At 73.8% G+C, this 13,810-nt stretch carries 11 protein-coding genes; 2 read left to right on the top strand and 9 right to left on the bottom strand.

The features are described 5' to 3' along the window. The first annotated feature begins 94 nt into the window (after positions 1–94). A complete protein-coding gene (locus tag ACGFYY_RS31085) occupies positions 95–715 on the top strand; it encodes a TetR/AcrR family transcriptional regulator (RefSeq protein ID WP_393714499.1) in 621 nt (206 codons plus the stop codon). A gap of 77 nt (positions 716–792) precedes the next feature. On the opposite strand, the gene ACGFYY_RS31080 is transcribed toward ACGFYY_RS31085, so the two are convergent. The 7 genes from ACGFYY_RS31080 to ACGFYY_RS31050 all read right to left on the bottom strand — a co-directional run bounded on the left by ACGFYY_RS31080 (position 793) and on the right by ACGFYY_RS31050 (position 8,552). Next, the gene (locus tag ACGFYY_RS31080; RefSeq protein WP_393714497.1) at positions 793–1,932 is read right to left on the bottom strand and encodes an LLM class flavin-dependent oxidoreductase; all 1,140 of its coding nucleotides are present in this window, start codon (positions 1,930–1,932) and stop codon (positions 793–795) included. A 47-nt stretch (positions 1,933–1,979) separates the two neighbouring features. Then, complete coding sequence (locus ACGFYY_RS31075; protein ID WP_393714495.1) at positions 1,980–3,380, bottom strand: NtaA/DmoA family FMN-dependent monooxygenase; 1,401 nt, start codon at positions 3,378–3,380, stop codon at positions 1,980–1,982. 37 nt (positions 3,381–3,417) lie between these two features. Beyond that, the gene (locus tag ACGFYY_RS31070) at positions 3,418–4,635 is read right to left on the bottom strand and encodes an LLM class flavin-dependent oxidoreductase (protein WP_393714493.1); all 1,218 of its coding nucleotides are present in this window, start codon (positions 4,633–4,635) and stop codon (positions 3,418–3,420) included. A gap of 180 nt (positions 4,636–4,815) precedes the next feature. Further along, positions 4,816–5,931: an aryl-sulfate sulfotransferase gene (locus ACGFYY_RS31065; protein ID WP_393714491.1), complete on the bottom strand. Its 1,116-nt coding sequence runs from the start codon at positions 5,929–5,931 to the stop codon at positions 4,816–4,818. A gap of 48 nt (positions 5,932–5,979) precedes the next feature. Then, positions 5,980–6,978 carry an ABC transporter substrate-binding protein gene (locus tag ACGFYY_RS31060; protein ID WP_393714489.1) on the bottom strand — a complete coding sequence of 333 codons (999 nt, stop codon included), beginning with the start codon at positions 6,976–6,978 and terminating at the stop codon, positions 5,980–5,982. A 78-nt stretch (positions 6,979–7,056) separates the two neighbouring features. After that, entirely contained in the window at positions 7,057–7,776 is a 720-nt protein-coding gene (locus tag ACGFYY_RS31055; RefSeq protein WP_393714487.1) for an ABC transporter ATP-binding protein, read from the bottom strand. After that, positions 7,773–8,552, bottom strand: coding sequence for an ABC transporter permease (locus ACGFYY_RS31050; RefSeq protein WP_393714485.1), 780 nt, complete (start codon positions 8,550–8,552; stop codon positions 7,773–7,775). The genes ACGFYY_RS31055 and ACGFYY_RS31050 overlap by 4 nt, the downstream gene beginning before the upstream one ends. Positions 8,553–8,690: 138 nt before the next feature. Here ACGFYY_RS31050 and ACGFYY_RS31045 point away from each other — a divergent pair, with 138 nt between their 5' ends. Next, positions 8,691–9,260, top strand: coding sequence for a helix-turn-helix domain-containing protein (locus tag ACGFYY_RS31045; protein ID WP_393714483.1), 570 nt, complete (start codon positions 8,691–8,693; stop codon positions 9,258–9,260). Here the strand turns inward: ACGFYY_RS31045 and ACGFYY_RS31040 are convergent. Next, on the bottom strand, positions 9,244–13,233 hold the full coding sequence (locus tag ACGFYY_RS31040) for a helix-turn-helix domain-containing protein (RefSeq protein WP_393714481.1): 3,990 nt from the start codon (positions 13,231–13,233) through the stop codon (positions 9,244–9,246). The two genes, ACGFYY_RS31045 and ACGFYY_RS31040, sit on opposite strands and share 17 nt — an antisense overlap. A gap of 150 nt (positions 13,234–13,383) precedes the next feature. Next, positions 13,384–13,746, bottom strand: a complete 363-nt coding sequence (locus tag ACGFYY_RS31035) for a hypothetical protein (RefSeq protein ID WP_365274038.1) — start codon at positions 13,744–13,746, stop codon at positions 13,384–13,386. Positions 13,747–13,810 lie beyond the last annotated feature (64 nt).

The raw sequence follows: 13,810 nt of genomic DNA, 5'->3' as shown, positions 1-13,810 counted from the left end.
GTCCCGGACGATACCGATCGGTATCGTCCGGGAGTGATCGGTAACGTAGCATGGCTCGGGAGGCGCCGGCCGGCGCGACCGAAGCGAGGCACACATGACGAGCGGCACCACTCCGAGGCCGGGGCGGGACACGAGGGTGGCCCGCCTCCCCCCGCGCGAGCGCATCCTCGACGCGGCCGAGGAACTCTTCCTCCGTGAGGGCGTCCGGGCCGTCGGGGTCCAGGCCATCGCCGAGCGGGCGAACACCACGAAGATGGCGCTCTACCGGCACTTCGCCACCAAGGACGCGCTGATCGAGGAGTGGCTGAGGATCGTCGCGGCGGAGTACACCACCGCCTTCGACCGGGTGGAGGCCGAGCACGCGGACGACGGTCGGGCCCAGGTGCTCGCCGTGGCACGGTTCGTCGCGGATGGGCTGCCCGACGTCGCCCGAAGGGGCTGCCCCTTCGTGAACTCCTTCGCCGGCCTGTCCGACGCCGACCATGCGGCCCGCCGGCTCATCGAGGACCACAAGGCCCGGCAGCGGCGACGGCTGACGGCCATGTGCGAGCGGGCGGGCGCGCACGCGCCCGACGACGTCTCCGCGGAGATCACCTTCCTCCTGGAAGGCGCCCAGATCAGCGCGCAGAACGGCAGCGTCGACCGTGCGGGCGACCGACTCGTGGCAGCTGTCTCGGGAGTTCTGGACAGGGGGACGGCGGGGCGCGAGGAATGAGCCGCACCGGCGTCGGGGCGCGCTGAACCTCCCTCGCGGCCCCTCGGCCCGGGCGTCGTGGTGCCACGGCGCCCAGGTCAGCGCGCCGACCGGCGGTGCCACTCCTCGGCGAGCAGGCGGTAGGAGCGGACCCGGTCCGCGTGTCCGTGGGTGATCGTGGTGATCAGCAGCTCGTCCGCGCCCGTCGCCTCCTGGAGCCGCTCCAGGTGATCGGCGACGGTCCCCGCCGAGCCGACGAACCGGGTCTCCATTCGGTCGGCCACCAACCGCCGGTCCGCGTCGGTCCACGGCAGGGCCCGCGCCTCGGCCGGCGTCGGGTACGGGATGGCCCCCTCGGCCGTCCGGATGCCGCGCACCCAGGCCCCGTACCCGGTGGCCAGTTCGCGCGCCGTCTCCTCGTCCTCGGCCACCACCACATCGGCGGACACCGACAGATACGGCCGTTCCAGCTCGGCCGACGGCTTGAACGCCGCCCGGTACCCCTCGGCGGCCTCCAGCACCGCCGCCGGACTGACGTGGTAATTGGCCGCGAACCGGAGCCCGTTGCGGCCCGCCGTCTCCGCGCTCACACCGCCGCTGCTGCCCAGGATCCACACCTCCACGTCGGCCCCCTCACCGGGGACCGCGTGCGCCGCCACCCCCTCCGGGGAGCGGTATTCGCCCCGCAGCAGGGCGAGTACGTCGTCGACCTGCTCGCCGTACTCCTGCGGCCGGGCTCCCGGCAGGTTCAGCAGCTTCTGCTGGAGGGCCACCCGTGGATGGCCCAGCAGAGGGGCGAAGGAGAACGGCTCCGGGATCCGCAGCCCGTTCGGGGCGTACCCGTCCACGACCGCCGTGACCGGCGGCCGCGGGGCGGGACCCTCGGGCGGCCGGGGCCGGCCGGCCGAGCGGCCCAGCCCCAGGTCGACGCGGCCGGGGTGCAGCGCGTCGATCAGCCCGAACTCCTCGACCGTCGACAGCGCGGTGCGGTGCCCGAGCTGCACCGCGCCGGAGCCGAGCCGGATGGTCGAGGTCGCGGAGGCGGTCAGCGCGAGCACCACCGCCGGGGAGGACCCGGCGACCCCGGGATTGAGGTGGTGCTCGGCGAACCAGTAGCGGGCGTAGCCGAACTCCTCGGCCCGCCGCGCGAGATCGATGCTGTGCCGCAGGGCCTCGGCGGCGGTGGAACCGGAGGAGACGGGGACGAGGTCGAGGACCCCGAGAGGGATGCCGGGCATGGCCGGACTCCTTGAAGGTCGGGGAGGGTGGGGGAGGGCGAGGAAGGTCACGAGGTCGGGGTCGACGTCGGGGCCGGGGTCGGAGCCGTTGTCCGAGCCGGCGCCGGGACCGTGAGCCCGAGGTGGTCGCGCAGGGTCGTGCCCTCGTACTCGGTGCGGAACACCCCCCGCTCCTGGAGCAGCGGTACGACGGAGTCCGCGAACCCGTCCAGGCCGCCCGGGGTGATGTGGGGGACCAGGATGAAGCCGTCGGCCGCGTCCGCCTGCACCAGCGCGTCGATGGACTCGGCGATGGTGGCGGCCGAACCGACGAAGGTCTGATCGGCCGTGGTGGCGATGACCAGCTCGCGGATCGACAGGTTCTCGGCCCGGGCCAGCTCGCGCCACTGCCGGGCGGTGGCGAGCGGATCACGGAACTGCCGTACGCTCGCACGTCCCAGCGCGATGGTGTTCTCCCCGATCAGGGGATCGACCTCGGGCAGCGGGCCGTCCGGGTCGTAGGCGGACAGGTCCCGGTTCCAGACGTGCTCCAGGAACTTGATCGCGGTCTGCCCGCTGACCTGGAGGCGGCGCACCTCGTGCGCGATCTCCCGGGCCTCGGCGTCGGTGTCCCCGAGGACGAAGGTGGCTGCCGGAAGGATCTTCAACTGGTCGTGCGTACGGCCGTACTTGGCGAGCCGGCCCTTGACGTCCGCGTAGAATTCCCGCCCCGCGTCGAGGGTTCCGTAGCGGCCGAAGATCGCGTCGGCACCGGCTGCGGCGAACTCCCGGCCCTCCTCGGAATCACCCGCCTGGAAGATCACCGGTCGGCCCTGCGGGCTGCGCGGCACATTGAAGCGACCCTCGATGTCGAAGTGCCGGCCCCGATGGGCGAAGGCCCCGGCCCGCGCGTCCCGCAGGAAAGTGCCGGACCCCGCGTCGGCGGCGATCTCGGAGCCGTCCCAGGAGTCGAACAGCTCGGTGGCGGCGGCCAGGAACTCCTGGGCACGGGAGTAGCGGTCCTCGCGCGGCAGGAATCCGCCGCGCCGGAAGTTCTCACCGGTGAAGGCGTCCCAGGAGGTGACCACGTTCCAGGCGGCCCGGCCCTCCGAGAGATGGTCGAGCGTGGCGAACTGGCGGGCTACCTCGTACGGCTCGTTGAAGGTGGAGTTGATGGTGCCGGTCAGCCCCAGCCGGTCGGTCACCGCGGCCAGGGCGGCGAGCACCGTGAAGGTGTCGGGTCGACCGACCACGTCCAAGTCGTAGATCTCGCCGCCCTGTTCCCGCAGTCGCAAGCCCTCCGCGAGGAAGAGGAAGTCGAACTTCGCGCGCTCGGCCGTCCGCGCGAAGTGGCGGAACGAGTCGAAGTCGATATGGCTGCCGGCGGCCGGGTCGCTCCACACGGTGGTGTTGTTGACGCCGGGGAAGTGGGCCGCGAGATGTATGTGCTTGAGCGGCTTGCTGCTCATGGTTCGTCCTTCCGGAGGGTCCGGGGCGGGCAGCGGGTCAGGCGGCCGGCCGTGCGTAGCGGTTGGCCGGGCGCTCCAGCCCGAGCAGGCCGCGCAGCGTGTCCGCCCGGTACTCCCGTCGGAAGACCCCGCGCCGCTGGAGCTCGGGCACCAGGGATCGGGTGATGGCGGGCAGGTCGTGGGCGATCACGCCCGGCCGCAGCAGGAAGCCCGACAGCCCCGCCGTCCGCCGCTCCAGCAGCAGGTCGGCCAGCTGCCCGGGGCTTCCGGCGAAAACCGGGCCGTCGCCGTCGCCGTCGTGGTGCTCGCGGTGGCCGCCGTGGTCGCCGTGTGCGAGTCCCGCGCGCGCGTCGAGGCGCTCCAGACGTGCGGCGGCGGCCGGGCCGTCCGCGTCGAGGAACACCGTGAGCTCCCCGAACAGGTGCAGCGGGTCCGCCGCGCGCCCGGTCGCCTCCCGGGCCCGCCGGATCGCCGCCACGGCCGCGCGCGCACCGTCGCCGTCGTGCGCGGGCACGTACCCGACCTCGGCGGACCGGGCGATGAGCGCGTACGAGGCCTCGCCCGCACCGGACGCGCCGACCACGGGCTGCCCCTGTGGCGGTCGGGGGGTGATCGACGGCCCCCTGACGCTGAAGTGACGGCCCTCGAAGTCGATGTGGTGCAACTTGGCGCGGTCGACGAACCGGCCCGTGGCCACGTCCCGGATCTCCGCGTCGTCCTCCCAGCTGTCCCACAGCCGCCGGATCACCTCCACGTGGTCGGCGGCCTCCGCGTGCAGCTCCCCGTCCGTGAACGGCGCGGTCCGTCTCCCGAAGTGCCGTGCCTCGTGGGCGAGTCCGGACACCTGGACGCGGAGACCGGCGCGGCCGCGGCTGACGTGGTCGAGCGTGGCGATCGCCTTGGAGATGTGGAAGGGCTCGGTGTGGGTGACCGTCACGGCGGGGACCAGCCCGATGCGCCGGGTCAGGGGCGCCACCCGCGCCGCGGTGAGCACCGCGTCCAGCCGCCCGCGGACCCGGTCCGTGCGCTCGTCGGCCGCGGTGTTCGAGGAGGACTGGAGGGCGAGGCCGTCGCCGAAGGTGATGAAGTCGAGCAGCCCGGCCTCGGCCTCGGCGGCGAGATCGGCCCAGTAGCGGGCGGTGAAGAGCTCGGCGGGCCGGGCACCCGGCTCGCGCCAGGCGGCCGCGTGCCGGCCCGCTCCGTCGAGAGCGACGGCGAGGTGCAGGGGTATCGGAGGCGATGAGGGAACGGACACGTGGAACAGCGCCTTCCTGCTCGGCGTTCGGAAAGGAAGCCGATGCGGGGTCACGTCTCCGGACCGCCATCGAATTCTCCCGAAAACGCTACGCCTGACACCTGTGCCATACAATGACCGCAGTATGAAGAGAAGTTGGCAGTGGTGTTGCCGGGGCGCCGGCCGGGAGTCGGGCTCGCCTCACAGCCAGGGGAGCTGCTCGGCGGCGTAGCGGTAGGCGCGGAAGACCGAGTTCTGGGCGCCGGCCGAGGACTCCAGGCCCACGCCCTCCCCGAAGGAGCGGAACTGCGGGACCACGAACTCCCACACGACCTCCCCGCCAGGAGTGACCTCGAAGAGCCGCCCGAAGGAGCCCTCGGCGACGAAGGTGTTCCCGTTGGGCAGGCGCTGGGCGCTGGACATGTACGGGCTGAAGAAGTTCTGCGGCGGGTTGTCCTCGTACGCCCACACCTCCTCGCCGGTGCGCGGGTCGAGCTCCAGCACCCGCGAGTACGGCACGGAGGTGGTGTCGCGGTAGGTTCCGTTGTCGAAGACCAGCAGGGTGCCGCCGGGCAGTTCGTGCGGATGGTGCTGCTGGGCGAGCACGTCCGGGCCGATGCGCCACCGCACCGCCCCGTCGGCGCGGTCGATCGACACGGTGGTGGACGCGCTGCGGAAGCCCACCACGATCGAGCCGTCCGCGCTCTCGTTGACGGTGTTGGCCATCGGCCAGTGGTTGCGGGCGAAGTGCCGGTTCAGCGGCACCTCCTCCGGGTCCAGGTGCTCGATGGCGGCCCAGCGCCACACGATTTCCCCGTCCCAGGTCAGCTCGTACACCACGTCCCCGTAGACCACCCCGTCGGGCGCCTCGGATCCGGGGGTGCCGCCCCGGATCCGGGCCGCGTCGGCCGGGTCCAGCGGCTCCACGGCTCCGATGAGCAGGTTGCCGTTGCGCAGGATCGAGGCGTCGTGGTGGTGGAGGGGGTGCCGCACCTCGCGGAGGACTGTGGAGTCCGGCGCCAGCTCCTGGAAGATGCCGCCGTGGTACACGTCCCAGATGGGGAAGAGGGTCGGGCCGCTCGTGTCCTTGGCCGCGTAGAAGAGGTTGCCGTTCGGCAGGATCTGCGCCTGGCGGCCGGGCGGGTGCGGGGAGTTCCAGGTGTGGACTGGCCGGCCCTCGATGTCGACGAGGTGGATCTCGCCGGCACTGGTGATCGGCGTGTAGAGGGTGAGGCCGCCGTAGCTGCGCGCGGGGTCGTGGGCGATCAGGCCGACGCCGCGGCGGCGCAGGGTGTTCTGGTCGACGGTCACGGTCATGGGATCTCTCCAGGATGTGGGTGCGGGTGCGGGTGGTGGGTGGTGGGTTCAGCGGACGGTGACGGCGGCCGGGTCGACGGCCGCGAGCGGGTCGGAGTCCAGGTACCGCAGCAGTGCGGCGCGGTCGGCGGTGCCGGGCAGGTTCTGGGCGGCCTTGGCCCAGGCGGCCTCCTCCTCCAACTGGGTCAGCAGCTCGGGGGAGAGGGTGGCGCCGTACGAGTAGCGGAGCTGGTAGGTCTCGACGTAGGCGGCCTGCAGGACGCCCTTGGACTGGGCGAGTACGGCCTTGCGCGCCCCGGCCGGGTCGGCCTCGAGCTCCCGCTGGGCGCGCAGCAGCGTACGCAGGACCGCGATGGTGCTCTCCGCGTTCGCGGACGGGCCGGCGACGAGGAGGGTCCTGGCCGTGTATCCGGTGAAGGGGAGCTCGGCGTAGGCGCCGGCCAGGGCGGTGCGCGCGGCGTCGTAGAAGCTGGGGAAGGTGACCCCGGCGTCGATGTCGCCGCGGGCCAGGGCCGAAGTGACTTGGTTCGGCGCCAGGTTGACCACGGTCACGTCCGACGCGGTCAGCTGCGCCGAGGCGAGCATCCGCGACAGCGCGTACTCGCCGTTCGTCCCCTGCGGGACCCCGACCCTGCGGCCCTTCAGGGCGGCGAAGTCGGTGATCCGCCGGTCGGTCCGGGTGAGCAGCCGCCAGTCCGAGAACCGGGACAGGTCGGCGACGACCCGCAGCTCGCGCCCGCCCAGCGCGGCGGTCACGGCGGGCAGATCGCCGACGACGCCGAGCTGGGCCTGACCGCCGAGTACGGCGTTCAGCGCGTCCCGGCCGGTGGGCCGGGTGGTGACGGTGGCCTCGATGCCCTCGGCCGACCAGAGGTCGTCCTCCTCGGCCAGGTGGACGGGCGCGCCGCCGAGGTGGTCGCTGGTGGCGAGGGTGACGGCCGGGCGGGCATCGTCCGGGGTGCCTGACGCGGAGCCGGCGCAGGCGGTGGCGAGCGGGAAGAGCAGGACGGCGAGCAGTACGGCGGCCACCGCGCGGGGTCCGGGCATGGTGAACAGTCCTTCCGTGGACAGGAGGGCGAGCAGCGGGGACAGGGGAAGCGGGAAGCGCCCGGGGATCGGCGTGGATCATTCGGAGCCGAGGTGGCGGGCGATCAGGGAGCGCAGGTCGGGGTCGGGCGGCCCGGCGGGTACGGCGTGGTCGGCGAGCACCCGCCCGGGACTCCCGCCGAGGACGATCACGCGCCCGGCGAGCGCCAGCGCCTCGTCGATGTCGTGCGTGACGAACAGGACGGTGGTGCCGCGGCGCTGCCACAACTCCCGCAGCAGGGTCTGCATGCGGGTCCGGGTCAGCGCGTCCAGCGCTCCGAACGGCTCGTCCATCAGCAGCACTTCGGGCTCGGCGGCCAACGCCCGGGCCAACGCAACCCGCTGTTGCATCCCGCCCGACAGCTGGGCCGGGTACTTCTCCGCGCCGTCCGCGAGCCCCACCTCTGCCAGCGCCGCGAGCGCGCGTCGGCTGCGCTCCGCCCGGGGCAGGCCGAGCCGCTTGAGGGCGAACTCGACGTTTCCGCGGGCCGTGCGCCAGGGGAACAGCGCGTAGTGCTGGAAGACCACACCCCGCTCCGGGCCCGGTCCGCGCACCGGTTCCGTCCCCGCCGTCACCTTCCCCGCGGTGGGCCGTACGAAGCCGGCCACCGTGTTGATGACCGTGGACTTGCCGCATCCGCTGGGCCCGAGCAGCGCCGTGAAGGATCCCGCCGCGAATTCCAGGTCGGTGTGCTCCAGCACCGGGGCGCCGGTCCCGTAGCCGGCCGACAGCCCCTCCAGCCGTACCTCCAGGCTCATGACGCGCTCCAGTGCACGAACCGGCGGCCCACGGCGGCCAGTACGAGGTCGACGGCCACCCCGAGCAGCCCGAGCACGAGCAGCCCCGCGAACATCCGGTCCACCCGCAGGAACTGGCCGTCCACCTGGAGCCGGTACGCCAACCCGCTGTCGGCGCCGCCCAGTTCGGCCGCCACCAGCGCGAGCAGGGCCACCGAGGCCCCGTAGCGCAGCGCCGCGATCAGGGCGGGGGCGGCGGCGGGCAGCAGTACCTCGGTGAACCGCCGGTGCGGCGGAGCCCCCAGCGACCGGGCCGCGCGCAGATGGGAGACCGGGACCCGGGACACCCCGTCGTGGACGTACAGCCAGACGGCGAGCAGGACGGCGTACGCGATGAGCAGGCGCTTGGCGCTCTCGCCGATGCCGAACCAGGCGGTCGCGAGCGGCACCAGGGCGATGGCCGGGATCGGCCGCAGGAAGGAGATCACCGGGGTGACGGCGGCGGACAGCTTCGGCAGGTAGCCGGTGGTGAAGCCGAGCACCCCGCCGACGACGGCGCCCAACGCGAAGCCCTGTCCGGCCCGCGCCAGGCTGGCACCGAGGTCGGTGGCCAGGGTGCCGCTGCGGGCGCCGTCCGCCAGTGCGGCCAGGGTCTCGCCGGGGGTGGGCAGCAGTCCCGGGGCGACCTCGCCGAAGTGGGCGAGGAGGTACCAGAGCGCGAGGACGACGCCGGCCGCGCCCAGGGCCGGGCCGAGCCCGGCGAGGCCCCGGCCGGGGGGAGAGGGGGTGGCGTGCACGGGGCGACTCCTCGTTCGTTCCGACGCGTTGATAAGTGAGGTCAATAATTGACCCTGCTTATGACGAGCGTGTTGCGGCAGTGCGAAACCTCCCGCGGCCCCCGGGCACGCCGGACCCCATGAGGTACGTTCACCTGCGTGTCTCGCCCAGAACCCACGCCCGAGGCGATCGAGGTCGGACGGGTGATCCGCGGCTGCCGCAAACAGCGCGGCGTCTCCATGGCCGTACTCGCCACCCGCTCCGGCCTTTCCCAGCCCTTCCTCAGCCAGCTGGAACGCGGGCTCGCCACGCCCAGCCTCAGCTCGATCTACCGGATCGCCGAGGCCCTGGACGTCACCCCGGGCACCTTCCTGCGGCCGCCCGACCGGCCCGGCGCCGTCAGCCACGAGAGCGACCCCCAGGTGATCCGCGTGAGCGAGGCCGCGGGCCAGATCGCCCAGGTGCTCATCCCCGGCGGGCGCAGCGCCTTGATGGAGGCCTACGAGCACCACTTCGAGCCCGGCCGGGGCGAGCGCGGCTGGTTCGAACACCCCGGCGAGGACTTCCTCTACGTCCTGGAGGGAGAGATCGTCCTGGAGGTCGAGGGGGAGGAACCGCTGACCCTGCGCGCGGGCCAGAGCGCCCACCATCGGGGCGAAGTCCCGCACCGCTGCCGCCTGTCGGGCCCGGCCCCGGCACGCACCCTGCTCGTCATCGCGAACGCCTGACCCCGAGGGGCGGACCCCCGTCCTGTCCCTCGGGGTCAGGCGCCCGCAGCCTGTCGACCACCGCGAGGCGCGCCTCGACGTCCAGGTCCCACAGCCGTACCGTGCCGTCCGTACCGCTGCTGGCCACCGTCCGCCCGTCGGGGGCGAACACCACGCCCCACACCGCGTTCGTGTGGCCGGACAGCGCGGCCACCGGTCGGCGCCCGGCCACGTCCCACAGACGGACCGTCCGGTCGTTGCCGCTGCTCGCGAGCGTGCGGCCGTCGGGGGAGAAGGCGATGCCCCGCGCGGAGCCGGTGTGCCCGGTCAGCGCCGCCAGGAAGCGGTGGCGCCGCGCGTCCCACAGCCGCACGGTCCCGTCGTTTCCGCTGCTCGCCAGTGTCCGCCCGTCCGGGCTGAAGGCCACGCCGCGCACCGCGCCCCGGTGACCGGTGAGGACGGCCTGCGGGCGACGCCCCGCCACGTCCCACAGACGGACCGTCAGATCGTCCCCGGCGCTCGCCAGGGTGCGCCCGTCCGGGCTGAACACCACGTCGTTGGCGAAGTCCGTGTGACCCGCCAGGACGGCGAGCGGGCGGCGCCCCACCACGTCCCACAGCCTGACGGTGCCATCGGATCCGGCCGAGGCCAGCGTCCGCCCGTCCGGGGAGAAGGCCACCGCGAACACGGTCCCGCCCTGGCCGGTCAGGACCGCCGGCTCGGCGCCGCCCCCCGTGTCCCAGAGCCGGATCGTCCCGTCGGAACCGGCCGATGCCAAGGTTCTCCCGTCGGGGGAGAACGCGACCGAGAACACCGTCTCGCCGTGGCCTTCGAACGTGGCCAGGACCCGGCGCTCCGCCACGTCCCACAACCGGACCGCGTGATCGCCCTCCGCGGTCGCCAGCCGCTTCCCGTCCGGGCTGTACGCGGCGTCCCAGATCTCCGTGAACGGCCGTGAGGTGAGCGCCGCGCCCCGCAGGTCCCACAGCACCACCGACGTGTCGAAACCGGCGGTGGCCAGCAAGGCGCCACGGCTGTCCACGGCCACCCCGAGGACGTAGTCGGTGTGCCCGGCCAGCGTCGCCACCGCCCGGCCCCCGGCCACGTCCCACAGTCGGGTCGTGCCGTCGCCGCCCGCGCTGACGACGGTCGTCCCGTCCGGCGTGTAGGCGACCCCGTTCACGTCGTCGCTGTGCCCGGTGAGGACGGCCGTCGTCCGGCGGCCCGCGACGTCCCACAGCCGTACGGTCCGGTCGACGCCCCCGGTGGCGACCGTACGGCCGTCCGGGGCGAACGCCGCGCCCAGCACCTCGTCGGTGTGCCCGGTGAGGACCGCGAGCGGACCCGCGGCCACCGGATCCCACAGCCGTACGGTCCGGTCGGCGCCGGCCGACACCAGCGTCCGGCCGTCGGGGGCGTACGCCAACGCGTTGACCCGTCCCGTGTGACCGGTCAGGGAGGCCAACGCACCGTGGTCCCCGGCGGCGTCCCACAGCCCGATCGTCCCGTCGGCACCGGCGACGGCCAGGCTCCGCCCGTCCGGCGCGAAGGCGACGGCCCGGGCGCCGGCCGTACTCGCCGGGAGCGGTGTGCCGCGACCGCCACCGGCGGCGATCTCCCACAGCCGGGCCGGACCGTCCGTCGAGGTGGCCGCGAGCGTCGAGCCGTCGGGGCTGAAGGCCACCGCGCGCACCCGCCCGGGCAGGGAGAAGGTCGCGATCGTCCGGCGGTCGGCCACCCGCCGCAGGAGCACCGTCCCGTCCGAACCGGCCGTCGCCAGCGTGCCGTTGTCCGGCGCGAAGGCCACCGCGTTGACCGGCCCGCCGTGCCCGCCCAGGCGGGCGACGAAAGGCTGGGACTGGGTGCTCAGCAGCGCCCCGCGGGCTTCCACCGTCGCCGAGGTCCGGTACGCCTGACCGGCGAGCCGCATGGACGCCTCGGGCTGGCCCACGACCAGCGCCGCGGACTGCAGGGCGAGCGCCCGCGACCGGGCGACGCGCTCCTGGCCGAGCGCGCCCGCGCGCTGCTGGTACGCCAGCCCGCCCGCGCCCATGGCGACGACCAGCAGGACCACGAGCGTGGCCAGCGTCCACTGTCGAAGCCGGACCTGGCGCCCGGCCTGCCGTTCACGGCTGTCCTGCGCGTCCTGGCTCGCCCGCAGGAACGCGGCCTCCAGCGGGCCGAGCCGGCTCCTGCCGTCGTGCTCGTCGGCCCAGGCCCGGGCGTTCTCCAGCCGGGTCCCGCGGTGCAGCGCCGACGGATCGCGGCTCTCGCGCTCCCATTCGGCGGCGGCGTGGGCCAGTTGCTGATGGACCAGGAGCCCGGCCCGGTCGGCGCGGATCCAACCGCGCAGCCTCGGCCAGGCGTGCAGCAGGGCCTCGTGGGTGATCTCGACGGTGTCGCTGTCCATGGTGATCAGCCGGGCCCGGACGAAGGTGTCGAGCGCGGCAGCGGCGGGGCCCGCGTCCGCCAGCTGTTCCATCAGGGCGGTACGGCTCATCCGCCGGCGTGTGGCCCCCGTACCGTCCGCGACGTGCACCAGGCGCACCAGGACGCGGCGGAGCGTGTTCTGCTCGGCCGGGTAGAGGCGGGTGAACACCTCCTCGGCGGTGCGGGCGATCGCCCCTTGGATGCCGCCGGTGCGCTCGTACCCGGCGACGGTCAAGGTGGCGCCCTCGCGCTGGTCCCAGGTCGCCAGCAGGGCGTGGGAGACCAGGGGGAGCACCCCGGAGGGAATCCGGTCGGGCGGATCGTCACGCAGGCCGACATCGCGCATCAGCAGCGGGAACAGGCCCGGTTCGAGGGTCAGGCCGGCGAGGTCCGCCGGGCGGGTGATGGATTCCCGTAATTCCGGAAGGGACATCGGGGGCAGGACGAACAGCCCTCGGGTGAAGACCGGGGCCAGCTCCGGCAGGTCCAGGCAGTTCCCGGAGAAGTCGGCCCGCACGCCGAGCACCACGACGGCGGGGTCGAGGGCCTCCGGTTCCGGGCCGTTCGCTCCGAGGCCGTTCGTTCCGAGACCGTTCGTTCCGAGACCGTCCTGCTCGGGGCCGTCCGCTTCGAGGCCGTCCGGTTCGGGTGGGGCGGCCGCCAGCGCGCACAGCACCCGGACGAACGCGCGTCGCTCGTCCTCGTCGGCGCACAGCGTGAACAGCTCCTCGAACTGGTCGACGAGCAGCACCGGACGTGAAGGCGGCGGCGTCCGGTCGAGGCCGTCCGCCAGGGGAGCGTCCGAACGTCGCCGGACGGCCGCGAGCAACGCGTGCGGCCGGCCACGTACCTCGTCCGCGGTGACGCCGAGATGCCCGCCCAAGGTCTTCGCGGCGCAGTCCAGCAGTTCCTCCAGCGGGTGCGCGGTGGGCGTGAACCGCAGCACCGGCCAGGTGTCGGAGCCCGGCATCGGGAAGTCGCCCCCGCGCAGCGCCGGCACCAGACCGGCGTTGAGCAGGGAGGACTTGCCGGCACCCGACGGGGCGAGCAGCATCAGCGGCCCGTCGCCGATCCGTTCGAAGACCCGCTCGATCAGCTCGGCCGTCGCCCGCTCCCGCCCGAAGAACCAGCGGGCCTCGCGCGTGGTGAAGGCCGGCAGGCCCCGGTAGGGACACTCGGCGGCCACCTGCGGACCGGCGTGCGCACCGCCGTCGCCCGGGCCGTTGCCACCGGTGCCGGTGCCGGTGCCGGTGCCGGTGCCGGTGGCAACGGCGTCGGAGCCACGCGGCCCCGTCTCCCGGACCATCCGCACGAGTTCACCCCCGGCCCGTAGGACGTCGTCGCAGCGTCGTGCGACGTCGACGGTGACGCGCTTCGAGCCGGTCTCGATCTTGCTCAGGTAGCCCTTGCTGTAATGCGTCTGCCGGGCGAGGTCCGCGAGGGACAGGCCGCGTTGCACCCGCAGACGTCTCAGCTGCGCGGGAAAGTGCATCGCGGCGCCGTCGGACTCGGGCTGGCGATCGGTCTTCCGCCGGTGGTCCGGATCCCCCAAGACATCCCCCATGGCAGTGCGCGCCCAGGCAGCGGTACGGGAGTGCCCAGGCTACAGCGGGGGTGGGGCGGACGACCGCCTCTTCGGACCGGTACGACCGGCACACGGGCGTGCGGAGCCACCTCGAGGACGGCTCCGCACGCCGCCCTGACGGGGGTGCGGCTACCGGTTGAGCCGGACCGAGTTGATGGGCGTGAGGTCGGCGTAGACACCGGTCTTGGCGGCGATGGGGCTGCCGCAGCCCGCGCCCCCGGAGCCCGTGCACAGATTTGCGGTCGCACCGCCGTACTGGTTGTTGAGCACCCAGTGGTTCCCGAACTGGTTGCTCAGATTGTGCGCCCCGTAGGAGTAGAAGACGTGCGTCGGCTTGACGGCGGGGTTCTGGTTCTGAGGGTAGATGCAGACCGCCCCGTCCGGGCATCCCGCCCACGCGTCGGCCGGCTTGGCCTCGACCGGGCCGCTGAGGGCGAGCACGGCGACGACGGCGGTGGCGAGCGCGGCGGCGCCGCGGAACATCTTGCGCATGGTTTCCCCTTGTGGTGCTGGCCTCGTGCTGACGGCTTCAGCCTGCCCCCGGCCCGCACCGCGG

The organism is Streptomyces sp. NPDC048331, assembly GCF_043201215.1.
In the GTDB taxonomy this organism is placed as follows: Bacteria; Actinomycetota; Actinomycetes; order Streptomycetales; family Streptomycetaceae; genus Streptomyces.
This window is presented reverse-complemented; position numbering and strand designations above follow the sequence as displayed.

Excerpts from the sequence above, each read along its gene's own strand:
- ACGFYY_RS31085 (WP_393714499.1), top strand. The coding sequence starts at position 95 with ATGACGAGCGGCACCACTCCGAGGCCGGGGCGGGACACGAGGGTGGCC.
- ACGFYY_RS31080 (WP_393714497.1), bottom strand. The coding sequence starts at position 1,932 with ATGCCCGGCATCCCTCTCGGGGTCCTCGACCTCGTCCCCGTCTCCTCC.
- ACGFYY_RS31075 (WP_393714495.1), bottom strand. The coding sequence starts at position 3,380 with ATGAGCAGCAAGCCGCTCAAGCACATACATCTCGCGGCCCACTTCCCC.
- ACGFYY_RS31065 (WP_393714491.1), bottom strand. The coding sequence starts at position 5,931 with ATGACCGTGACCGTCGACCAGAACACCCTGCGCCGCCGCGGCGTCGGC.
- ACGFYY_RS31060 (WP_393714489.1), bottom strand. The coding sequence starts at position 6,978 with ATGCCCGGACCCCGCGCGGTGGCCGCCGTACTGCTCGCCGTCCTGCTC.
- ACGFYY_RS31055 (WP_393714487.1), bottom strand. The coding sequence starts at position 7,776 with ATGAGCCTGGAGGTACGGCTGGAGGGGCTGTCGGCCGGCTACGGGACC.
- ACGFYY_RS31040 (WP_393714481.1), bottom strand. The coding sequence starts at position 13,233 with ATGGGGGATGTCTTGGGGGATCCGGACCACCGGCGGAAGACCGATCGC.
- ACGFYY_RS31035 (WP_365274038.1), bottom strand. The coding sequence starts at position 13,746 with ATGCGCAAGATGTTCCGCGGCGCCGCCGCGCTCGCCACCGCCGTCGTC.